Consider the following 22,068-nt stretch of genomic DNA (forward strand, 5'->3'; position numbering starts at 1 on the left):
TCTCTTGATCCGGAGGAACAAAGATGTCCGCTCCCGTCCTGTCCATCATCATCCTGGCGGTGATGTTCCTGCTCGCCACGGTGCTGCCCCTCAACATGGGCGCCCTGGCCTTCGTGGGAGCGTTCCTGCTGGGCGCCGTAGTCCTCGGGATGTCCACCAACGACATTCTGGCCAACTTCCCCGGCGGCCTGTTCTTGACGATCGTCGGTGTCACCTACCTCTTCGCCATCGCGCAGAACAACGGCACCATTGACCTGCTGGTACGGGGCGCTGTCCGCCTGGTGGGCAGCAAAGTGGCACTCATCCCCTGGGTCATGTTCGCCATCACGGCTGTGATCACCGCGGTGGGCGCACTGTCCCCGGCCGCCGTCGCCATCATTGCGCCGATCGCGCTGAGCTTTGCCGCCAAGCACAAGATCAATCCGCTGATGATGGGCATGATGGTGGTCCACGGCGCCCAGGCCGGCGGCTTCTCCCCCATCGCCGTCTACGGCGTCACGGTCAACGGCATCATTGCCAAGACCGACCTCGAGGCCAGCCCGATGGCCATCTTCCTGGCCAGCTTCTTCTTCAACCTGGCCATCGCCGTGGTGCTCTTCGTGGTCCTGGGCGGCAGCAAGCTGCTCAGCACCAAGACCGGCCGTCTGGTAGAGAAAGCTGCCGAGTCGCGGATGGCCGTCAGCGTCGGCGCCCGGGCGGCTGGCGTCACCCTTCAGGGCTCCGGTTCGGACATTTCGCCCTCCGGCGTCTCCGCTAAGGGGACCTCCGGCTCCTCCGCGGCTGCCGCCCCGCAGGAAGCGTCGAACGGCGCCCGCGCCAATGTTCCCCAGCTCATCACCGTCCTGGGCCTGATCGCCCTCGCCGTCATCTCGCTGGGCTTCAAGGTGGACGTCGGATTCGTCTCCATCACCATCGCCATCATCCTGGCCCTCGTCTCCCCGGCCGCACAGAAGGGCGCGGTCAACAAGATCAGCTGGTCCACCGTCCTGCTCATCTGCGGCATGCTGACCTTCGTAGGCGTCCTCGAGGAAGCCGGCACCATCAAATTCGTTTCCGACGGCGTGGCCCACCTCGGCATGCCGCTCGTGGCCGCCCTGCTGATCTGCTACATCGGCGCCGTCGTCTCCGCCTTTGCTTCCTCCACCGCCATCCTCGCAGCCCTCATCCCGCTGGCCGTCCCGTTCCTGGCCACGGGCGAAGTCGGTGCCGTCGGGGTGATCGCGGCCCTGGCCGTCGCCTCCACGATCGTCGACGTTTCGCCGTTCTCCACCAACGGGGCGCTGGTGCTGGCCAACGCCCCGGAGGACGTGGACAAGGACAGGTTCTACAAGCAGATCCTCGCCTACAGCGGCATCGTCGTCGCCGTCGGCCCGGGCATCGCCTGGCTGGTCATGGTGGTCCCGGGCTGGATGTAGCCCGCCCCCAGCACCGCAATACCCGCCCCTCGGCAGACCCCCGCACAGCAAGAAAAGGAACAGCCTTCATGAGCACTGAATCCACGCCCCGGGCCGAAGGCCCCCTCTCGGGCTACGTCGTGGTGGACCTGAGCCGCGCCCTCGCCGGCCCGCACGCGGGAATGATGCTGGCGGACCTCGGTGCCCGGGTCATCAAGGTCGAGAACCCGGGCACCGGCGACGACACGCGCGGCTGGGGCCCGCCGTTCGTGGGCCCCGAGGATGATCCCCAGGCCACCTACTTCCTGTCCTGCAACCGCAACAAGGAATCCATCGCCCTGGACCTGAAGAGCGACGACGGGCGGACGGTCCTGCGCGAACTGCTGGAACGCGCCGACGTCGTGATCGAGAACTTCCGCCCCGGCGTGCTGGACCGGCTCGGGTTCTCGGCGGCCGAGATGCATGCGCTGAACCCCGCGCTCGTGGTCCTGTCCATCACCGGATTCGGCCACGACGGGCCCGAATCCAGGCGCAGCGGCTACGACCAGATCCTCCAGGGCGAGGCCGGGCTGATGTCCCTGACCGGGTCCGGGCCGGACGACCCACAGCGTGTCGGCGTCCCCATCGCTGACCTGCTGTCCGGCATGTACGGGGCGTTCGGCACGCTCGCGGCCCTGCTGCAGCGCGAGCGGACCGGCCAGGGGCAGATCGTCCGTACCTCCCTGCTCGCAGCGCTCATCGGTGTCCACGCCTTCCAAGGCACACGGGCCACCGTCGCCGGGGAGATGCCGAAGGCCCAGGGCAACCACCATCCGTCCATCGCGCCCTACGGGCTGTTCCACTGCCGGCAAGGCCGGGTCCAGATCAGCGTGGGCAGCGAGAAGCTCTGGGCCACTTTTGCCTCGACCTTCGGGATCGATAACACCAGGCCCGAGTTCGCCAGCAACGCGGACCGGGTGCGGAACCGGGAAAAGGTCATCGAAGAGGTGGAGCGCGTGTTCTCCGACTTCGAAGCCGAGCCGCTGCTCGCCAAGCTGAATGAGGCCGGGATCCCGGCCGGCAAGGTGCGGACGCTGGACGAGGTCTACGCATGGGAGCAGGTCCACTCCCAGGGCCTGGTGATAGACGTGGACCACAGGATCCTCGGCAACGTCAGCCTGCCCGGGCCGCCCCTGCGGTTCTTCAGCGCCGCCGACACCGCCGAGACAACCCTCAAGACGCACACGGCTCCGCCGCTGCTGGACCAGGACGGCAGCCAGATCCGGCAGTGGCTGGGGCTGACCCCTGCCGACGCCGCCGGCACCGGCGCGTCCGGCAAAAGCCCGGGCACCGGCGGGGAGGGCAACTGAGCATGCTCACCCAGCAGAACGTCCGGCACCTGGAAGCCGCCGAGCTGATCGCCGCCGTACTTGACCCCGGCTCCTTCCGGAGCTGGGATGCCCCGGTCACGGATCCTGATCCTAGTCCCGAGTACCGGCAAGAACTGGCCGGCGCACGGGCGAAGACCGGCGTTGACGAGTCCGTGCTGACCGGCGAAGGCCTCATCCGCGGCCGCCGGGTGGCTGTCATCGTCAGCGAGTTCCGTTTCCTGGCCGGCTCCATCGGGCTCGCCGCGGCGGAACGGATCGTGAACGCCGTCGAGCGCGCCACCCGGGAAGGCCTGCCGCTCCTGGCGGGCCCGGCGTCGGGCGGCACGCGCATGCAGGAAGGCACCATAGCGTTCCTTTCCATGGTAAAAATCAGTGCCGCCGTGCGGGCGCACCGGCAGGCCGGCCTGCCGTACCTGGTGTACCTGCGGCACCCCACCACCGGCGGCGTCATGGCGTCGTGGGGATCGCTCGGGCACATCACGGTGGCGGAGCCCGGTGCCTTGCTCGGCTTCCTCGGGCCCCGCGTCTACGAGGCCCTCTACGGCACGCCGTTTCCAGAGAACGTCCAGGTCGCCGAGAACCTCTTCGACAAGGGGCTCATCGATGCGGTGGTGCCGCCCTGGCAGCTGTCCGACGTCGTCGACCGCGCCCTGAGTATTCTGGTCACCGGCCCGCACCCCCGCGTCGCTCCGCCGCGCACGCTCGCCGTGAAGCCGTCCGACGCCGGAGCCTGGGAATCAATCGAAATCTCACGGAATCTGTCTCTTATACACATCTAGATGTGTATAAGAGACAGCTGCTCGCCTACGGCGCCCGCGACGTGCTTCCGCTCAACGGCACCGGCCAAGGGGAAAAGGACCCCGGCCTGCTGCTGGCGCTGGCACGGTTCGGGCAGAAGTCCTGCGTGGTGATCGGCCACACCCGGCCGCGGCCGTCGCAGCAGACGGCGTTGGGGCCGGCGGCGCTCCGCGAGGCACGCCGCGGCATGCGGCTGGCCGAGGAGCTCGGGCTGCCGCTGCTGACGGTCATCGACACCGGCGGCGCTGCCCTGTCCAAGGAAGCGGAAGAAGGCGGCCTGGCCGGCGAGATCGCGAGGTCCCTGCACGATCTCATCGGCCTCAACTCACCCACAGTGTCCGTGCTGCTGGGGCAGGGAGCGGGCGGCGGGGCGCTGGCCCTGATGCCGGCCGACCGGACCATCGCGGCACAGCACGCCTGGCTCTCACCGCTGCCGCCCGAAGGCGCCAGCGCGATCGTCCACCGGAGCACGGACTTTGCCCCGGCCATGTCCGCAGCGCAGGGCGTCAACATCGCGTCGCTGTACGCCAACGGAATGGTGGAGCACATCGTGGACGAACGCCCGGACGCCGCGCTGGAGGGAAGGGCCTTCTGCCAGCGCATGGGACAGGCGATCGAGTACGAACTGGCCGCGCTGTCCTCGGCCGGAACCGGCGAACTGCTGCCGCAGCGGATCGAAAAATACCGCCGCCTCGGCGGACTCGTTGCGGAGGCCGCCAGCCCGGCCTAGCCGGACGGCGGGCCGGCCCGCCGGAAGCAGTCCGGCCACAAGTCCGTCGCAGACCCTAGCGGGACAGCTTTTCGGCGTCTGGCTTGGGGTCGCCGATGTGTCCGGGCGCGTTGGCGGCCAGCACCCGTTCCACGAACGCACCGTATTCCTCCATGTAATGGCGCAGGAACTTGGCGGTGCCGTCGTCGCTGACCGTTCCGTCGTCGGCGAAGACGCCGGGATTGAACTTGACGTAGGCTTCCGGGGCGTTGAGCTGGGGCGCGTCAAGGAAGCTCAGCACGGCACGCATGGAGGACTGCATCACGGCCGTGCCGATGCTGCCCGGCGAGGCACCAATGATGCCCGTCGGCTTGCGGGCAAAGGAATTGGTGCCCCAGGGGCGTGATCCCCAGTCGATGGCATTCTTCAGCGCTCCCGGGATGGACCGGTTGTATTCAGGGGACACAAAGAGGATGCCGTCGGAGCCTTCAATGGCGTCCTTCAGGGCCCGTCCTTCCGCCGGGAAGTCGGCATCGTAGTCGTAGCTGTACAGCGGAAGATCCTTGATGGGGATCTCCGTGAACTCCAGATCGTCCGGGGCAAGCCTAATGAGGGCGTTGGCGAGGGTGCGGTTTATGGAGCCGCTGGCCAGGCTCCCGACGAAGTATCCGATCTTGTACGTTGCCATGAGGTTGATCCTTTCCTACAGCCGGAGCGAAACCGGCTTTCCGACGGTGCTTGAAGCGGTGCGTGGCGGGCTGCTGCGGGGCCGCAATGGGCGGCGCAGGCGGAACTCAACTCACAGTCCAACACACAACAAGTTGCACGGCCATAGCGGCTGGAATGTTCTTGACAGTCCACGAAAGCAGGAGCTAGATGAACATTAGGTGATGGCCAACAGCACACAACGGCGGCAGAGGAGCGGTCATGAGTGAATACCCAACGGTGCAGCGGATCCACAGCGAGGCCCCGGCCGAAGGGGACGAATTGGCCGACCCCACTGACATCCGCGTCCATTCCCAGGAGCCTGCCGAAGGCGCCGACATCACCGATGACGCGAGCGGGAAATAGACCCGCACGCGCGGTGCCCGAGCCACGCTTGGGTGAGGGCACGGCCCAGCAACAACACCAGACCGCACCGGCACACTGAACTGAACGAGCCGAGCTGAAAGAATAGCGGCATGGACGTCGCTCTGGGACTGGTGGTGCTGGCGGCTGTGGTGTGCGCAGGCAGCGCGCTCGGCCGGAAAATCAATGTTTCCGTTCCGCTGCTCCTGGTCCTCGCCGGCGTCGCGGGCTCATTCCTGCCGTTCGTTCCGCCACTTGAGCTGAACCCCGAATTGGTGCTTGTGGGGCTGCTTCCCCCGCTCCTGTATGCCGCCGCGCTGCGGACCTCGCTGTTCGACTTCCGCTCCAACGTTCGGACCATCGGACTGCTTTCGGTGGGTTACGTCATCTTTGCCACCATCGCGGTGGGAGCGGTGGTTCATTGGCTTTTCCCGGAAATACCACTCGCTGCGGCCATCGCACTGGGTGCCGTGGTGGCCCCGCCGGATGCCGTGGCCGCCACCGCAATCGCCCGGAAGGTGGGGATGCCGCGCAGGATCGTGAGCATCCTGGAGGGCGAATCACTGGTCAATGACGCCACGGCCCTGGTGTGCCTGCGCGGTGCCATCGCCGCGATTGCAGGAGCAGTCTCCGCGGCGGAGATCGGCGGCGAGTTCCTGTTGGCGGCGGGCGGCGGCCTGGCTGTGGGCCTCGCTGCGGCCTATCTCCTCACGCAGCTCCGCTTGAGAATCCACAATGTTGCGATCAACACGTCGACGTCGCTGATGGCACCTTTCGTGGCCTACCTGCCCGCGGAGGGGATTCACGCCTCCGGGGTGCTGGCCGTGGTGGTCACCGGCCTGATCATGGGCACCAAAGCACCGTCCATGCCCAACGGCGCAGCGCGGCTGAGCCAGCGGAGCAACTGGGACACCGTGCAGTTCCTGCTGGAGAATTCGGTGTTCCTGCTCATCGGCCTGCAGGTGCGGACCATCATCGACGGCATCCAGGACGATCCACTGGGCCCGGGACGGATCTGGGCGGGCTGCGCGGTGATTTTGCTGGCCGTGCTGGTGCTCCGGCCGCTCTGGGTGTTTCCCGCCACCTACCTGCCCCGGCTCATTCCCGCCGTATCCCGCAAGGATCCCGCGCCGCCGTGGCAGGACACGGCCATCGTTTCGTGGGCCGGGATGCGCGGCGTGGTGACCCTTGCGGCGGTCTTGACGCTCCCCCAGGACCTGGAGCACCGGTCCGTGCTCATCCTGGCGGCCATGGTGGTGGTGGCGGGCACGCTGGCCATCCAGGGCTTCACCCTTCCGCCGCTGGTGCGGCTGCTCCGCGTGCGGGGCCCGGATCCGCGCGAAGACGCGCTCAGCAAGGCCGCGTTGATGCATCTGGCCACGGCGGCAGGCGTTGAACGGCTGCACGAACTGCGGACTGACAACGATCCTCCGGAGGTCGTGGCCATGCTGAAGCGGCGGACGCAGGAACGCGGACTCGCGGCGTGGGAAAGGTTGGGCCGTCCGACGGCGGAGGCCGCCACTCCCAGCCAGCGCTACGCCTGGCTGCGGCTGGCCATGCTGGACGCTGAACGGGCCCGGGTGCTGGAACTTCGCCGCGGCGGCGAGTACGCCCACGAGGTGCTCAGCGACGTGCTGGAGAGGCTCGACATCGAGGAGTCGATGCTCGATGCCGCCCTTGACGAAGCCGACGTCTCCGGGACGGGAAGGACTCCCCGGCCCGGCGGCGGGTGCGAGCACCTTGAATCGGCACCGGATCCGGCCGTCCCGCAGGACGCCTACTGCCTCGCGTGCGTCCGCGACGGCACCACGACCGTCCACCTCCGGATGTGCTTGGAATGCGGCAACGTGGCCTGCTGTGATTCCTCGCCCGGCACCCACGCGTCAAAGCATTTCGAGGCGACAGGCCATCCCGCCATGCGCAGCATTGAACCGGGCGAGGACTGGCGTTGGTGCTACGTCGACGATTTGCTGGGCTGAAACATTTGCTGGCTGACATACGGCGCGTCCGGATCTAACATGGCCGTAACCCGCCGTTAATCCCGCGGGGCGACCCTTAAGTCTCGGGGTCCAAACGACTGGCCTTTTGCTACTGGGGGCAGCCACTCGATGAGGAGTATCAAGGCATGAACAGTCATGAAAACGGCACGTCCGATACCTTCCACCTGCAACCGCACAGCGAACGGCCCGATCTGAGGAGCCTGCACGTCCGCGAAGACGTGGCGCGCACTGGGCGCTGCGGCAACGTTCATCTGGCTACCGGGCGCACGTGCATCCTGCCCGAGCGCCACGCTGGATCCTGCGATTTTGTCGGCCCCGACGACGCCAAGGGCCTGGTGACTTAGCGGGCCCGGTGACTTAGCGGACCCGGTGACGTGACAGGCCCGGTGGCTCAGTTCGCCGGGACGCCGATTTCCTTGTTCACCGCGGGCATGATTTCGGTGGCCAGCAACTCTATGGAGCGAGCCGTTTCGGCGAACGGGAGGCCGCCTAAACCGATCTGGGCCAGGTACCGGCTGGTGCCGAGGTTCTCATGGATGTCCAGGAGCTTCTCGGTGACCTGTTGGGGGCTGCCCACGAGGAGTCCGCCGCCGGGTTCGGTCCAGTCGTCGAAGGTGGGCCGCGGAAAGTGGTCCACCGGACGGGGCATGTTCTGTTCGAAATAGGCCCGGTAATGGGGGTAGAACGTGTCCCGCGCCTGCTGCGAGGTGGGCGCCACGTAAAAGTGCCCGCCCGCCCCTACCGGAAGGGCGGCGGAATCGTGCCCGGCGTCGGCTGCGCTCTGGCGGTAGAGTTCCACGAGCCGGCGGAACCTGGCCGGTCCGGAGAGCAGGGCGATGAAGAGCGGAAGCCCCAGGCGCCCGGCCCGCGCGAAGCTCGCCGGGGTGCCGCCCACGCCCACCCAGACAGGGAGCTTGTCCTGGACGGGCCGCGGTGCGATGTCCATTCCGGGAAAGCTCTGGGTAAGGCTTCCCTGCCAGGTCACCACCGCAGCGTCCCGGAGTTCCAGCAGGAGGCGCAGCTTTTCATCAAAGAGGGCGTCATAGTCGTCAAGCTCGTGGCCGAACAGCGGATACGACTCCACGAAGGCTCCGCGGCCGGCGATGATCTCGGCCCGGCCGTCGGAGATCAGGTCCAGGGTGGCGAACTGTTCGAAGAGGCGCACGGGGTCCTGCGTGGAGAGCACGGTGACTGCGGTGGCGAGCCGAAGGTTCGTGGTTTCCCGGGCAATGGCCGCCAGGACGATCTCCGGGGCGGACAGGGCAAAGTCCCGCCGGTGGTGCTCCCCCAGGCCGAGGAAACTGAGGCCGGCCTGATCAGCCAGCTTGGCTAGCTCGATGATTTCCTTGAGGCGCTGCTGCGGGGACAGCGCCGCGCCGGTGTTGATGTTTCGGGATAGCTCGCCAAAGGTGAAGATGCCAAAGTCCATGTTTTGTTGAACGTTCAAGTAGTGGGTTCCATTCCCCGCCGCCGGGCACGACGGCGGGGCGGCCAGCGATCGGCACTCCCCCGCGTGCGGGTCCCGTCCTAAGATTGTGCTATCTGAGCACGCGCGAAAGGGTGTGAGACCGATGGCAGAGCATTACGCTTCCGGGGTCTGGCAGGTCAAACTTGGCAACGACGACGAGTTTGTGGAGCGGTGGAAGGAGTTCCTGCAGTGGTCACGGGAAAACTACCCGGCCCTGGTGGTGGCGAAACTTCTCCGCGATAGCGGGACGGCCGGGCGCTACATTTCGTTCTCCGAATGGACCGACGAGGCTTCCCGGAACGCGTGGAAGCAGGAACCCGAGTTCAAGGCCCGCATCGGCGCCTGCGTGGCACTGTGCGAGGACATGCGCGGGGCGGATTACGAGCTGGCCGCGACCGTCTAACACTGACCTCCAGCGCCGGGCGCCAGCCCTCGATGCCGTTTCTGACGGCGTGCTCGCCGGCGCCCCATTCAGGGTGCGATCTCGCCGGCCAGCTCCGACGCGGGCCTGAGGATCCAGCGTTCGCCATCCTGTTCGTAGCTGATCACCACGGATGAATTGGTGCTGCTGGCGGCATCCATCGCGAGGAGCAGCGCGTCTTCCATGCGCCGCGCGTGCTCCAGCCGTTCGCCCGTGGTGCCCGCGAGGTCGCTGTTGTCGATCAGGATGGAGGCTTTTCCGTCCGCAATGACCTTGAGTGAGTATCCCTGATCGTCATGGACGGATCCGCGGGAGGTTGCAATTTCCGTGACCCTGTCCGCACGGACCAGGCTCTGGCTGATCGTGCGGATCCACACGTCACCCATTGGAACTCCTTTGCTCGCCATGCGCGGCAGGAACTGCCCACAAGCAAAACGGTAGCCCGTGACGGCCCGAATGTAAGCCCCCAGAAAGCCACTTCCGCACCGTTGGGCCCAGCTCCCCGCTTCTGGTGCCCCGCACCGTGATTCCGGCTGTCTCCGGAGCGGTTCCGCACGGCCTGAAGGTCCGAAACCCCTGCTTTGGTGCACATCCCGCCTCCCCCGCTGCCCCTATCAGCAAGGTTTCTCCAACCTCTGGCAGACCTTTCCCAAAGCTCGGCCAGAGATAGTGAGCGGCACTAGGGATTTGGGGGAAAAGATGTTTCTAACCTTTTGGCGGTTCCGCAGCGCGATCGCAGCCCACGCCGGGGCGATGGGCGGAGGTGCGTTGCTGGTCATTTTCGTTGCCGCAATGGAAGTTGCATTGCCCTGGCCCATGAAAATCATCGTCGACGACGTCCTGCAGCCGTTGGGCCAACCCGCTCAACACGGCACGCCGGACTTCCCGGGGCTGGCCGCGCTCCGGCCCCTTCAGCTGCTCCTCCTTGCCGCAGGGGCGCTGCTCGCCATGACAGTAATGAACGCCGCCGCCGACTATCTGGGGACCCGGTTGCTGAACAGCGTCGGCGAGAAGACCATGGCCACCATCCGTGCCGACGTCTTCGCCCATCTGCAACGGCTGTCCCTGTCATTCCACGACAAACAGCGGCTGGGCGATCTGGTCACACGAACCACCACGGATGTCGACTATGTGCGCGCGCTGATGGTGTCGATGCTTTCGGTGCTGCTTCCCAACGTGTTCATCCTGGGTTTCGTCACCACCATTTGCGTGATCGTCGATCCCACATTTGCCCTGATCGGCCTTGCGGTGGCGCCGCTGCTGTTCGTCACGGTGCTGCTCTACCGGCGCCGGATAAAGTCGGCCTCCCGGGAGGCCCGCAGCAAGGACAGCGACATAGCAGCAGCCATGTCCGAGACATTCGCGTCTGTCCGGGTGATGCAGACATATACGAGCGAAGCGCGCCATGAGGACGACTTCCGCACACGCAACAACGGACGGCGGGATGCCGGGCTGAGGGTCATCCGGCTGCAGTCCATGTTCTCGCCCCTGGTTGACGTCATCGCGACCATGGGCACGGTCCTGGTGCTCTGGATCGGCGCCCAACGGGTGCTGGACGGAACCATGACCCTGGGAATGTTGCTTGTATTCCTCGCCTACCTCAAGGCGCTCTATTCACCGATGAAATCCCTGGCGAAACTGACAACCGTGATTAGCCGCGGGCAGGCCAGCGCCGAGCGCATCCAGGAAATCCTGGACACGGCTCCGGCCATCTCCGACAAACCGGGGGCCGCGCCTGCCCCAAGGCTGGCCGGTGCAGTCGAATTGCGCGGAGTCAGCTTCGGTTACCAGGGGGATCGCAATGTCCTCCACGGAATCGACCTCACAGCCGAACCGGGCAGCGTCGTGGCTATCACCGGGCCCACGGGAGCCGGCAAATCGTCCGTCGTCAGTCTGATTCCGCGCCTTTACGACGCAACGCAGGGTGCCGTCCTGCTCGACGGCATGGACGTGAAGGACATGCAGGTCGCCACCGTGCGCAGGCAGATCTCGATGGTGCTGCAGGAGTCCATCCTCTTCCGCGGAACGATCTACGACAACATCGCATACGGCTCCGAGGGGGCGAGCAGGGAGCAGGTGCTTGCGGCCGCAGAGGCGGCCTACGTGGACGAATTCGTCGGGAAGCTGCCGCTGGGATATGACACGCCGGTAGCGGAGAGGGGCGTAACCCTCTCCGGCGGACAGCGCCAGCGCATCGCCATCGCCCGGGCGCTGGTCCGGGACACACCCATCGTCATCCTCGATGAACCCACATCGGGCCTGGATGCGATCTCGGAGCAGTACGTCATGCGTGGCCTCGAACGGCTGATGGCCGGACGCACGGTCATCGTCATTGCCCACCGGCTTTCGACGCTCAAACGCGCTGACCGGATTTACGTCATGGACCACGGACGGGTGATCGAGAGCGGCCGGCACGGCGAGCTTGTCGCAGCCGGCGGCCTCTACAGCCGCCTGGACCAGCTCCAGCACGCCAAGGACACGCCCGTGCCGGCCTTGGCCCTGGTGCCGACGGAGTCAAGCACATGAGTAAGATCAAGCCCGCCACCTATGGTGCACTGCCGTGGCGCATCGGAAGCAAGGGCGCCCTCGAAGTACTCCTCATTCACCGGCCGGCGCATGGCGACTGGTCCATCCCCAAGGGCAAGGCCGAGCCCGGAGAGTCGGGCCGGGAATGTGCGGCACGGGAACTACGGGAGGAGACCGGCTTCGACTGCCGTCTCGGCGCGGAACTCCCCAGGATCAGGTACGAGGACAGCAGGAACAGGATCAAGACGATCCGCTACTGGGCTGCAGCCGCAGAGTCGGGCCATTTCCGCGCCAATGCCGAGGTGGACGCGGCGAGGTGGCTCTCCCTCCCCGCAGCCCTGCGCACCGTGACAGAGCCGCGGGACCGGCCCGCCATCGTCGCCCTGGGCACGCAGCTCCACCTGCAGCTCGGAGTGCGTCCCGCGCCCGAGCGGGAAAAGATGCTGTTGCTGGTCCGCGGCGCCCAGGTCACCAAGCGAAGCGAGCGGGAACTTTCGGATGACGTCTGGTCGCCGGGTGAGGAAGTTGAACACGCCGCGCGATCACTCGCCGCGCTGGGCGCGGTTTTCAAAATAGAACGCGTCCTGTCCGCCCCTACGGTCCGCTGTGTCGAGACCGTAGCCGCGCTGGCGCGGCGGGAGTCCCTTGAGGTGGAACGTTCAGACCACCTGACGGGAGGCAGCATCGAAGCTGCCCTCCGCCTCGTTGCGCAGGCCCGCGGGACCGGAACGGTCCTGTGCACGCACGAGGGCGTCATGGAAGGCGTCCTGGACCACCTGATCCGCCATGACCGCACGGTCCTGAACAAGCGGTTCCGCGTCCGGAAAGGATCCGCCTGGGTCCTCACCGGCGATGACAGCCGCTACCACTCCGCCTACTACCTCCCGCTGCCGGCGGCGGACCTCGTCGCCACGCCATAGCCGGGGGCCGGGCGCTATTGCCGGATGATTTCCCGGGCGTAGGCTCACTTTGTGGACATTGTGGAATTTCTGTCCGATCGCATCGCGGAAGATGAGGCGGTTGCGCGCAAGCTCCTCGGTGACCGGACCACCTCCGAAGCGGGCAAGTGGTACGAACGCCGCCTGCTGCTCGAATGCGAGGCCAAAAGAAGGCTCATCGGCATCATCGAAGCCGCCCGGCAGACCGCCCTGGCAACGCTTGTCAGCGACCCGTTCGGCGAGGACACCCATTGGATCCCGGGCGCCCTGGAATGGACCGGGCTGTCCCTGAATGCCCTGGCGCTGCCCTACTCCGACCATCCGGACTTCGAACGGGACTGGCTGTGGTCACCGTGACGGGACAGCCACACCGTGACTAGTCAGCCTCCCCGTGACCCGGCCGGTCACCTGCTGTCGAGGATCCTCTGGGCGGCGGCCTGCGCCTCCAGTTCCTGCGGGGACAAGACCGAGCCTGCAATGTGTCCGGCTCCTGACATCATCGCCCTGAGCTCCGCGGGGGTGTAGGGCACGGGCCGGCGGTGAGCCATGTAGTGGCAGTTCGGGCACAGCGGGACCAGGTCGCCGATGGGGTCCAGCTCGTAGCCGGGCCCCAGCTGGGAGACGGGCGTCAGGTGATGGACGTGGATGAACCCTTCCCCTTCGGGACCGTAGACGGCTTCGAAGGAGAATCCGCAGGCAGCGCAGGACGTGCCGTGGTGTGCCAGGCAGATCCGCCGGGCCTGGGGGCTGCGCTCATACCGGTTCATGCCGACCCGGGTCAGGGCATCCTGCGGTGCAGTCCCGGGCACGGGAAGGATCGGATCGATCCCGTCGGCCGGCAGGCGCTCCGCCCAGATGGCGCGGACCGCCCGTTCCTCCTCCTCCGGGATCCGCCGGCCAGCTGCTTTAACGGTGTTCCACCCGGCCCGCGGTGCCCTTTCAAGGAGGAAGTCCACGGGAATCTGGTCGCCCACCGGAAGCAGGGCGTCAAAGTCGACATCAATGACCGTGCCGGATGCGCCGGTTTGCTCCTCGCGGGCGGGCCGGTAGGGATGCGAAGCGGTAACACCGTGGCCGATCAGTCCGCGGCCTGCCTTACCGACCAGGAGCAGCCAGGCATCCGCACCGGGCAAGACGCTTGCGCTGTTGAGGATCCGCCACGGGCGGCGATGGACCCCGGCCGCGGCGAGCTCGTCGACAACCCTCGAATACTCCGGCCACGTAGTACCGGCGCCCGGGTTCCATCCGAGCAATACAGCCACCATGTCTTTATGGTGCCACCTGCGGGGCCGTTCAGGTGGACCCGCTCCAGAGGTGCCGCCACCACCGGCGGGTGGGTTCCGGCTCAGGCTCCGGCGGGGCAGCAGCGGCCCTGGCTGCCCGCCGCTCCTTCCAGCACTGCACTTCGGCGTCGGCGTCGCGGGTTTTGGTGATCACGGGCGGACCGCCTTGGAGCTGGCGCCGCGCATCAATCACCCGTGCATTGAAGTCCGCCACCAGGTCCCGCACCTGCTTCTCGGAGTACTGGGCATCGAGCCTGGAGTCGAGCTCGGCGTCCTCGGTGCGCAGGAGAATTGCCTTCGGCCCCAGCCCGGTGAGGTGTTCACGCTGAATCAGGCCCTTGACCCACCAATCAGGATCGTAGCCCTCCCCCAGCCCAGGAATCGGCTTGCCGGCGTACTTCAGGTTGTCGAACTTCCCCTGCGCCATGGCGTCCCGGATCAGGTACTCAACGCGGGCGGCGTCATCGATTTTCTTGCGTTTCTGCCGGTCTTCCTCCTCGGCCGCGGCAAGCTCCGCATCTTCCTGGGCCGTTCCGCCGGAGGCCAGGACGGCGCGGAGTTCCGCGCCCCGTTCCATCCGCCGTTTGAACTCGCCCGCCGCCCCGCTGCCCATCATCCACCACGCCTTTGCCCGTCTGGAATCCATAAACCCGATTTCCAGTATTCCGCCGGGGGCGTTGCTCTTCAACCGCCCCGGCCCAGCGCGCACCGGGGAAACCGACTGCCGCCGAACGGGACAGCAGGGTACGACGGCGGGAGCCTCCCGCCGTCGTAACCCTGCGTTTGCTTACATCGGGTCAGGCCAGTTTCCGATGGCCGCGCGGACCGGGGCGGCAGGGCCGGGGGCATCGCCGGCGGCAGGTGCGCCGGGACGGGACGGGCCTTCAGCGTCGGGCGTTGCCGGGCCGACGGACACGGGTGAGGCTGGGCCGCCGGGGCCAGGCGCGACCCCGCTGGGCGGCGTGTGCACGGGTTCAGAGGCGGCTGCAAGCTCAGACCTCGGAAGATTCATAGGTACCCTCGCATATCGTCGGCCACTGAAAGCCGGAACCATGGGACTCGTGAACGATGTCCGTGCCGTCATGCGGGCGGGCTGGTGCAGCGCTGCAACCGGCCGGCCCAATTGGCGGCGTCGATCATCGTGGTGCCGGAGAAGCAGACCTGGATTTGCCACTCCGACAGCGACCGTGGCGGCCGTCCCAGCCCAGCGGTGCAGGCCCATCGTGCATGTCCCTGCCCTCACAACCACCCAATGCAATAACACTATGGCCGCCTAGCGGCAGAAGCATCCGTATCAATTACCCGAGTTTTTTCTACGCTGGCTACTTGTCCACTCGGGACCGGCACATCAGTCCAGAATGCGCTGGAAGAGTATGTGGTCCTGCCAGCGGCCGGCAATCCTGAGGTACGACGCGGCGTGGCCGATCTTCTCAAAGCCCGCGCGGGCCAGCACTTTCTGGGAGGCCGCGTTATGGACGAGAGTCCCGGCCTGGACCCGGTGCAGCCCGTAGCCGTCCCGTGCGGAGGGGAGCGCGAACGCCACGGCGGCGGAGGCGATTCCGCGGCCGTTGACCTCCCGGTCCACCCAGTAGCCCAGGTGTGCGCTGAGCAGCGGCCCGCGGACAATGCGGCTCAGGGTGATGTTTCCAACGATTCGGCCACTGCCGTCGACGAGAGCCCACGGGACCGACAGGCCGGAGTCGTACTGGGCGAGCCTGGTCTCGATTTCCTGGTGCTGGCCCGCCACCGTGAAAAAGTCCTCCGGCCTGACCGGCTCCCATGGGGCGAGGTGCTCACGGTTGCGCCGGTACGCCGCCGCCTGGGCGTCCGCATCAGAGGAATGCAGCAGTCTCACGCCGACGTCGCCAACCAGGGAATGCAGCATTGAAGTCACCGGGCGACTCTACTGACCGCACGAGGAGGCTTCAACCGGCGGGGCGGGCGGCAGGGCGGGCGGCGGCGGGATCCGCCGCCGTCCTCCGGCGTAACGCACGAAATATCTGCACCGGCGGCGCTGTTGGCCCGGACATGACAACAATTGGAATCATCGGTGCAGGACACATTGGCAGCCAGGTTGCGCGCAAGGCGGTGCAGCTCGGCTATGACGTGGTCATCAGCAACTCCAGGGGACCGGAAACCCTGGCGGAGCTGGTGGCGGAACTGGGGCCGCGGGCGCGCGCCGCGACGCCGGCCGAAGCGGCAGCGACGGGTGATTTCGCCGTCGTCACCGTCCCGCTCAGGAACTACCGGGACATCCCCGTGGAGCCACTGGCCGGCAAGGTCGTGATCGACACAAACAACTACTACTGGGAGCGCGACGGCCGCTTCCCGGCCCTGGACAGCGGCGAAGCCACCACGTCGGGGCTACTGCAGGAACACCTGCCCGCGTCGAAGGTGGCCAAGGGCTTCAACCACATCATGGCCAAGCAGATCACCACGGACGGCACCCCTGCGGGCACGCCCAACCGCAGGGCGCTGGCCACCGCCAGTGATTACGCGGAAGCGAGCGCCCTGGTGACGAAGCTCTATGACGAGTTCGGCTTCGATACCGTCAACATCGGCCCGCTGTCCGAAAGCTGGCGCGCGGAACGGGACCGCCCCGCCTACGTCGTGCGGCAGAACGCGGCCCAGCTGGCCGAGAACCTCGCCAAAGCGCCGCGCACCACCTGACGGCTGCCCATGCCGGGACACAAGAGGACGACGGCGGGAGGTTCCCGCCGTCGTCCTCTGGAGTTTCTCCGGATGTTGTCAGCTGCCGGTGACGTAGCTTCCCTCGGTGTCGTCCGGGTACCCGCCAGCGAGCGTGACATAGCGTCCCTGGACGCGGTTGCCGTTACCGTGGCCGCCACCGGGAGTGGTGATGTAGGACCCTTCGGTGCGCCCGGCACCGCGGTTGCCGCCGGGCGCCGCGTGGCTGGTCGGCGTCACGTAGCTGCCGCCGCGGGGTGTCCGAAGGATGGTTGCGGCGGCGGTTGCGGCGCTGCGGGGCGTGAATCGTTCGGTCTTCAAAGTCATGGTTTGTTCTCCTCGTTGGTGCCTGCGGTGTGGCAGGTAGGCGGTGGTTTTTGGGCAGGTGTCTCCGGGCCAGCGGGTCCGGGCAAGCGGCGTAGACGGCACGGCGGCATGAACCAGCGGACCCCTGAGGATCGGATGGTAAGGCGGGGGCCGCTGCGACGACGCAGTCGATGTCTCTGGTTTTCCGCGCGGCTCACACATGGAGTGTGGCGGTGGTTGTTACCCACCCGGCGCTTTGAGGAGGGCCGCCTTGGCGAGTCTGAAGCACTCGACCAGGCCGGCGGAGGCGGAAGGGATTCCGCGGATTGCCCGGGCTGGGCCCGGCAGCTCGCTATTGAGCTGGCATGACCAACTATACCCGTTATTTTGACTGACTCAAAATAACTGCCTACCTGCGGTTACGGAGGACGCGGCGGTGTCACATCCTGACGCTGAACTGCCGGAGGCGGCGACAGCGGGAGGTTCCGCCGTCGCCGCCCCCGGAAGGGCTAGCCCGTCACATGTTTTCCGTGCGGGGTTCTTCATCGGGTGCACTGTTCGGTTCTTCGCTGCGCTCCAGGACCTGCCACACGATCACCGATCCGGTGACGGCGGCCGCCAAAATACCGAGGACCAGCCACGCTGTCCTGGAGGCCCGCCCGCCCGACCGGAGTCGCTTCTCCGCGCGGCTAAATGCCTCCCGAGCGTGCACCTTGTTCGCGGCCCTGTTCATTCCTATCTCCACCTTCCGGGATCCTGCCTTTGGGCCAGCTCTGCGGGCCCTTGAAATTACCCAAATAATAACCGGAGAAGGGCAGCTTAGTCCGGAGCCGGCTCCAGATGTCGACAGTCACAGCCAAGGCGGGGGACGACGGCGGGAAGACACCGCCGTCGTCCCCTATGCTGGGGTGGTCCATCACTCAAGATGGCGTGGCAACCAGAGGGACACTGTTGGGGGACACTGTTGCGTTCGACATCTAATTGGCGGGACGATCCGCCTGCAGAGCGTTTGCCGATGACGGACGAGGACCTGCCGCCGGGTGTCCGACGCTCTGCCAGCGGGCGCATTCCGCAGTGGGCAATTGATGAGGCCATGGGGACAGCGGAGGGCGCCGCTCCATGGCGTTCCGAGGCAGCATTTCCTCCGCAGCCGCCAGGGCACGCTTCCCCTCAGATCTGGTATCCGCAGCCTGGTGGCAAAAGGCGTGGCGGAATAGGCGGTGGCAGGAAGTGGGCCATCGCTGCGGGCATTGCACTGCTCGCCAGCCTCTACTCCGTTCCCGCTGTGTTCGAACGTTTCGTGCTCCCGGCGGTCCTGCCCTACCTTCCGGGAGCTCCCGTGCCGCCGCCCGGGTTCGAGGCATCGGACACCCCGCTGGGGCACCCGCCGGGCGGCACCGGCTCCAAGGCCTACGCGCTGCAGGAATCTCCCGACCCCGGCCAGCCGTTCGCCGCCTATGATCCCTGCCGTCCGGTGCATTACGTGGTCCGTCCCTACAATGCGCCGCCGGGCGCCGACCAGCTCATGGAACAGGCCGTCGCCAAGGTTTCGGCTGCCACCGGTCTGCGGTTCGTCTTCGACGGCTACACGTCGGAGGCTCCCCGCGACGAACGGGAGAGCTACCAGCCGGACCGTTACGGCAAGAGGTGGGCGCCGGTCCTCATCGCGTGGTCCACGCCCCAGGAGAGTCCGGACCTGGCCGGGGACGTGGACGGCCTGGGCGGCAGCTCGTACGCGTACACCACCGGGCGCCCTTACGTCCTCGTGGCCGGGCAGGTGGCACTGGACGCTCCCGATCTGACCGAGATGATGCACTGGCCGGACGGACCGGACTATGTGCGCGCAGTGATCATGCATGAACTCGGCCATGTGGTGGGACTGGACCATGTGGACGATCCGACCCAGCTGATGCACCCTGAGGGCACCGACGTCACGGAGTTCGCCGCCGGCGACCTCGCCGGCCTGGCGCTGCTCGGCACGGGTCAGTGCGTCCCGGAGCTGTGACGGAACCGGCCCACGTTGTTTCCGGCAGTGCGGCTATGAAAATATGCCTCATGCGCGCCATGCAGAATTCCAGCCGATTGCAAGATGTCCGGTACGACCTCCGGGGCCCGGTGCAGCATGCCGCGAAGAAGCTGGAAGCGGAGGGCCACAGCATCCTGCGCATGAACCTCGGCGATCCGGCGCCGTTCGGGCTGCACGCCCCCGAGTCCATCGTGGTGGACATGATCCACCATCTGCGCGAGGCGCAGGGGTACAGCGACTCCAAGGGCATCTTCTCCGCCCGGACCGCCATCTCGCAGTACTACCAGACCAAGGGCCTGATGCAGATCGGCGTCGAGGATATCTTCATCGGCAACGGGGTCAGCGAGCTGATCTCCATGACCCTCCAGGCCTTCCTGGAAAACGGCGACGAGGTGCTGATCCCCTCGCCCGATTACCCGCTCTGGACGGCAGCGACGGTCCTCAGCGGCGGCGAAGCCGTGCACTACGCCTGCGACGAGCAGAACAACTGGTGGCCGGACATGGCCGACGTCGAGACGAAGATCACCGACCGCACCCGTGCCATCGTCATCATCAACCCCAACAACCCGACCGGGGCCGTCTATCCGCGCCACATCCTGGCCGGGTTCGTCGAAATCGCCCGGCGGCACGATCTGGTGCTGTTCTCCGATGAGATCTACGAAAAAATCACGTTTGAGGACGCCCTCCACATCCACACCGCCTCCGTGGCCGGCGACCTGCCCGTGCTGACCTTCTCGGGCCTGTCCAAGGCCTACCGGATGCCTGGCTACCGGGCCGGCTGGGTTGCCGTCACCGGACAGCGCTCGGCCACCGCGGCGTACCGGGAATCCCTCGAACTGCTGGCCTCGCTCCGGCTCTGCCCGAACGTTCCGGCACAGCACGCCATCCAGACGTCACTGGGCGGCTACCAGAGCATCGAAGACCTGATCAAACCCGGCGGCCGGCTGCGCGAACAGCGCGACCTCGCATTGCGGCTGCTCAATGAGATTCCGGGAATCACCTGCGTGCCCGCGGCCGGGGCGATGTACCTGTTCCCGAAGATGGACCCGGAGATGTACCCCTTCGCGGACGATGAGCAGTTCGTGCTTGACCTGCTGCAGGAGCAGAAGATCCTGGTCTCCCACGGCTCGGCGTTCCACTGGCCCTCCCCCGATCACTTCAGGTTCGTCATCCTGCCGCCCGTGGACGAAATCCGGGAGGCCGTACGCCGCATCGCCACCTTCCTGGCCGCCTACCGCGCCCGGGGGGGCCGCACCCGCGCCGCGTAGCCCGCGCCGGTCCTGCCGGACCTGTCACCCCAATAGATTCAGGGCCCCGGAGCGGAACGCCGATTCCCGGACGCTCGGGTTCGTATGTTGAGATGGACATCTCAACATACGGATCCTCGCTTTAGACTCCGGATTATGAGTAATAGCGAGTCGGACTTGCAGCCGTTTGTTGACTGGACCTGGTGCGCGGGCAACTTGGGGCGGTTCGTTCTGGTGGATACCCGCTGGTATCTGGATGGGACCTCGGGAAGGGACGCCTACAACGCTGGTCATATCCCGGATGCCGTCTTCGTCGACATGGATCGGTGGCTCTCGGGGGCGGCTTCGAAGAAAGCCGGGAGGAACCCGCTGCCCGATCCTGAAGTGTTTGCCCAGGGGATGCAGGAAGCCGGAATCAGTGACTCTGACGTCGTGATCGCCTATGACGACGCAGGTGGAGTCATCGCGGCCCGAATGGTGTGGATGCTCCGATCGACGGGCCGCAGCGCCGCGATCCTGAACGGCGGCATCGCCAGTTACCCGGGAGAGCTCGCTACCGAGTCCCGGCAAAGGCTGGAAGGAGACTTCTCAGCCCAGGTCTGGCCTGAAAGCCTGCTTGCCGGTATCGCCGAGGCGTCTTCCGATCAATTCAGGGTCGTGGACGCGAGGAATCGTGACCGCTTCGAGGGGCGCCGAGACCCTGTTGACCCCCGCCCAGGGCACATACCCGGCGCCGTAAATGTCCCCTGCCGCGAGAACCTCGACTCCTCGGGAAGACTGATCCCAGAGGAACAGCTACGCGAGAATTTCGAGCGGGCCGGCATCGTCTCCGCCCAGAACACCATTGCATATTGCGGATCCGGAGTGACCGCCTGCCACAACCTGCTGGTTCTGGAGCAACTCGGAAAAGGCAAAGGCAGACTGTTCGTCGGCGGCTGGTCCCAGTATGGACACGCCACGGACAGGCCTGTCGAAACCGTCTAACCTGGCATCTTCCCGCGGCTGGCTGGCGTGCTGACCGCCGGTCCGGGCACCTCCCCAACGCAGAACGGACGACGGCGGGAACCTCCCGCCGTCGTCCGCTTCCGTTCGCCGCTCAGGGGCCGAATCAGCCGATCGGCTCGGGCATCTGCTCCACCACATACTGGGCATCCACCGAGGCGCCCGTGACGGGATCTGTCATCTCGACCTTCCAGCTGCGGGCGAACTGGTTCACGCCGTGGGTCATGGCCACCGTGCCGGAAATAAGGACGGTTCCGGGCGCGTTCAGCCCGCGTTCCGTGAGGACGTCCAGCCAGTAGTCCGGGGTCAGCAGGGCGGCCAGCGAGCTGTCCTGGATCAGGGTGTCGGCGGTGTCGCCCTCCCCCACCCAGCCCTTCAGCGTGATCTGGTCCAGATGGTCCCGCACGTCGTCCAGGCGCCAGGCCTTCCGCCCCAGCACATCCGGGCTGGCATTCTTGCTCCAGGCCACGCCGTGGACCTCCAGTTCGCGGTCCGTATGGTCGCAGGCGACGGTGAGCAGCACGCCGTCGTCGGTGATCACCATCGCCCACTCGGCCTCGCCGGAAGTTCGTCCATGCTGCACGCTCACTTCCGATACCTGCTGGGCCAGATAGGGGGACACTGGATATAGGGCCGGCGTGGTGGTGGGACCGGGAACGCCAAGTTCAGCCAGTTCGGCAATGTGGGCTTGCACTTCATCCTGCTCCCGCCCTGCGTAGCCCGCGTTCAGGAGGCGCTTCACCTGTACGTCCTTGGTGCTGCCGTCGGGAAGTTCGAAGCTCAGAGTCGTCATGGTGGATCCATCCTTTTGCTGAAAAATTACA

22 protein-coding genes and 1 pseudogene are annotated in these 22,068 nt (G+C 66.6%); 14 read left to right on the forward strand and 9 right to left on the reverse strand.

What is annotated here, in order from left to right:
* Positions 1 to 23 precede the first annotated feature (23 nt).
* The 3 genes and pseudogenes from B1A87_RS21090 to B1A87_RS21100 all read left to right on the forward strand — a co-directional run bounded on the left by B1A87_RS21090 (position 24) and on the right by B1A87_RS21100 (position 4,292).
* Positions 24 to 1,415, forward strand: coding sequence for an SLC13 family permease (locus B1A87_RS21090; protein ID WP_078028259.1), 1,392 nt, complete (start codon positions 24 to 26; stop codon positions 1,413 to 1,415).
* A gap of 68 nt (positions 1,416 to 1,483) precedes the next feature.
* Positions 1,484 to 2,743 (forward strand): CaiB/BaiF CoA-transferase family protein, encoded by a 1,260-nt coding sequence (locus B1A87_RS21095; RefSeq protein WP_078028260.1) that lies wholly within the window; start codon positions 1,484 to 1,486, stop codon positions 2,741 to 2,743.
* Positions 2,744 to 2,745: 2 nt separating this feature from the next.
* Positions 2,746 to 4,292, forward strand: a pseudogene (locus B1A87_RS21100) (carboxyl transferase domain-containing protein).
* 55 nt (positions 4,293 to 4,347) lie between these two features.
* Here the strand turns inward: B1A87_RS21100 and B1A87_RS21105 are convergent.
* Positions 4,348 to 4,959: an NADPH-dependent FMN reductase gene (locus B1A87_RS21105; protein WP_078028262.1), complete on the reverse strand. Its 612-nt coding sequence runs from the start codon at positions 4,957 to 4,959 to the stop codon at positions 4,348 to 4,350.
* 239 nt (positions 4,960 to 5,198) lie between these two features.
* Here B1A87_RS21105 and B1A87_RS23180 point away from each other — a divergent pair, with 239 nt between their 5' ends.
* The 3 genes from B1A87_RS23180 to B1A87_RS21115 all read left to right on the forward strand — a co-directional run bounded on the left by B1A87_RS23180 (position 5,199) and on the right by B1A87_RS21115 (position 7,683).
* Positions 5,199 to 5,342, forward strand: a complete 144-nt coding sequence (locus B1A87_RS23180) for a hypothetical protein (protein WP_185982428.1) — start codon at positions 5,199 to 5,201, stop codon at positions 5,340 to 5,342.
* Positions 5,343 to 5,452: 110 nt separating this feature from the next.
* The gene (locus B1A87_RS21110) at positions 5,453 to 7,318 is read left to right on the forward strand and encodes a Na+/H+ antiporter (protein WP_078028263.1); all 1,866 of its coding nucleotides are present in this window, start codon (positions 5,453 to 5,455) and stop codon (positions 7,316 to 7,318) included.
* 146 nt (positions 7,319 to 7,464) lie between these two features.
* Positions 7,465 to 7,683 (forward strand): hypothetical protein, encoded by a 219-nt coding sequence (locus tag B1A87_RS21115; RefSeq protein ID WP_078028264.1) that lies wholly within the window; start codon positions 7,465 to 7,467, stop codon positions 7,681 to 7,683.
* 47 nt (positions 7,684 to 7,730) lie between these two features.
* On the opposite strand, the gene B1A87_RS21120 is transcribed toward B1A87_RS21115, so the two are convergent.
* On the reverse strand, positions 7,731 to 8,786 hold the full coding sequence (locus B1A87_RS21120) for an LLM class flavin-dependent oxidoreductase (RefSeq protein ID WP_260681098.1): 1,056 nt from the start codon (positions 8,784 to 8,786) through the stop codon (positions 7,731 to 7,733).
* Between the two features lie 124 nt (positions 8,787 to 8,910).
* Between B1A87_RS21120 and B1A87_RS21125 the strand changes: the two genes are divergently transcribed.
* Positions 8,911 to 9,210, forward strand: coding sequence for an antibiotic biosynthesis monooxygenase family protein (locus B1A87_RS21125; protein ID WP_078028266.1), 300 nt, complete (start codon positions 8,911 to 8,913; stop codon positions 9,208 to 9,210).
* A gap of 68 nt (positions 9,211 to 9,278) precedes the next feature.
* Here the strand turns inward: B1A87_RS21125 and B1A87_RS21130 are convergent, their stop codons facing one another.
* Positions 9,279 to 9,614 (reverse strand): hypothetical protein, encoded by a 336-nt coding sequence (locus tag B1A87_RS21130; RefSeq protein WP_078028267.1) that lies wholly within the window; start codon positions 9,612 to 9,614, stop codon positions 9,279 to 9,281.
* 313 nt (positions 9,615 to 9,927) lie between these two features.
* On the opposite strand from B1A87_RS21130, the gene B1A87_RS21135 reads away from it, so the two are divergent.
* From B1A87_RS21135 to B1A87_RS21145, 3 genes are read left to right on the forward strand one after another with little or no spacing between them, the layout of a single operon-like run.
* Complete coding sequence (locus B1A87_RS21135; RefSeq protein WP_078028268.1) at positions 9,928 to 11,754, forward strand: ABC transporter ATP-binding protein; 1,827 nt, start codon at positions 9,928 to 9,930, stop codon at positions 11,752 to 11,754.
* Positions 11,751 to 12,674, forward strand: coding sequence for an NUDIX domain-containing protein (locus tag B1A87_RS21140; protein WP_078028269.1), 924 nt, complete (start codon positions 11,751 to 11,753; stop codon positions 12,672 to 12,674). Before B1A87_RS21135 ends, B1A87_RS21140 begins: the two co-directional genes overlap by 4 nt.
* 51 nt (positions 12,675 to 12,725) lie before the next feature.
* Positions 12,726 to 13,049, forward strand: coding sequence for a DUF6221 family protein (locus B1A87_RS21145; protein WP_078028270.1), 324 nt, complete (start codon positions 12,726 to 12,728; stop codon positions 13,047 to 13,049).
* Positions 13,050 to 13,096: 47 nt separating this feature from the next.
* Here the strand turns inward: B1A87_RS21145 and B1A87_RS21150 are convergent, their stop codons facing one another.
* From B1A87_RS21150 to B1A87_RS21160, 3 genes are all read right to left on the reverse strand, one after another.
* Entirely contained in the window at positions 13,097 to 13,957 is an 861-nt protein-coding gene (locus B1A87_RS21150; RefSeq protein ID WP_078028271.1) for an HNH endonuclease, read from the reverse strand.
* Positions 13,958 to 13,985: 28 nt separating this feature from the next.
* Positions 13,986 to 14,588, reverse strand: coding sequence for a DUF1992 domain-containing protein (locus B1A87_RS21155; RefSeq protein WP_144275940.1), 603 nt, complete (start codon positions 14,586 to 14,588; stop codon positions 13,986 to 13,988).
* 735 nt (positions 14,589 to 15,323) lie between these two features.
* Entirely contained in the window at positions 15,324 to 15,860 is a 537-nt protein-coding gene (locus tag B1A87_RS21160) for a GNAT family N-acetyltransferase (RefSeq protein ID WP_078028272.1), read from the reverse strand.
* Positions 15,861 to 16,003: 143 nt separating this feature from the next.
* Between B1A87_RS21160 and B1A87_RS21165 the strand changes: the two genes are divergently transcribed.
* Complete coding sequence (locus tag B1A87_RS21165; protein WP_078028273.1) at positions 16,004 to 16,645, forward strand: NADPH-dependent F420 reductase; 642 nt, start codon at positions 16,004 to 16,006, stop codon at positions 16,643 to 16,645.
* A 78-nt stretch (positions 16,646 to 16,723) separates the two neighbouring features.
* On the opposite strand, the gene B1A87_RS21170 is transcribed toward B1A87_RS21165, so the two are convergent.
* Both B1A87_RS21170 and B1A87_RS21175 read right to left on the reverse strand, forming a co-directional pair.
* Positions 16,724 to 16,990, reverse strand: a complete 267-nt coding sequence (locus tag B1A87_RS21170) for a hypothetical protein (RefSeq protein WP_078028274.1) — start codon at positions 16,988 to 16,990, stop codon at positions 16,724 to 16,726.
* 496 nt (positions 16,991 to 17,486) lie between these two features.
* Positions 17,487 to 17,702 (reverse strand): hypothetical protein, encoded by a 216-nt coding sequence (locus B1A87_RS21175; RefSeq protein WP_078028275.1) that lies wholly within the window; start codon positions 17,700 to 17,702, stop codon positions 17,487 to 17,489.
* 552 nt (positions 17,703 to 18,254) lie between these two features.
* Between B1A87_RS21175 and B1A87_RS21180 the strand changes: the two genes are divergently transcribed.
* The 3 genes from B1A87_RS21180 (at position 18,255) to B1A87_RS21190 (ending at position 21,226) form a co-directional block, all read left to right on the forward strand.
* Entirely contained in the window at positions 18,255 to 18,974 is a 720-nt protein-coding gene (locus B1A87_RS21180) for a matrixin family metalloprotease (protein WP_260681100.1), read from the forward strand.
* 50 nt (positions 18,975 to 19,024) lie between these two features.
* Positions 19,025 to 20,263: a pyridoxal phosphate-dependent aminotransferase gene (locus B1A87_RS21185; RefSeq protein WP_078028276.1), complete on the forward strand. Its 1,239-nt coding sequence runs from the start codon at positions 19,025 to 19,027 to the stop codon at positions 20,261 to 20,263.
* Positions 20,264 to 20,398: 135 nt separating this feature from the next.
* Positions 20,399 to 21,226, forward strand: a complete 828-nt coding sequence (locus tag B1A87_RS21190) for a sulfurtransferase (protein ID WP_078028277.1) — start codon at positions 20,399 to 20,401, stop codon at positions 21,224 to 21,226.
* Between the two features lie 124 nt (positions 21,227 to 21,350).
* Here the strand turns inward: B1A87_RS21190 and B1A87_RS21195 are convergent, their stop codons facing one another.
* Positions 21,351 to 22,037: a DUF2848 domain-containing protein gene (locus tag B1A87_RS21195; protein WP_078028278.1), complete on the reverse strand. Its 687-nt coding sequence runs from the start codon at positions 22,035 to 22,037 to the stop codon at positions 21,351 to 21,353.
* Positions 22,038 to 22,068 lie beyond the last annotated feature (31 nt).

This window comes from Arthrobacter sp. KBS0703 (assembly GCF_002008315.2).
Taxonomy (GTDB): Bacteria; Actinomycetota; Actinomycetes; order Actinomycetales; family Micrococcaceae; genus Arthrobacter.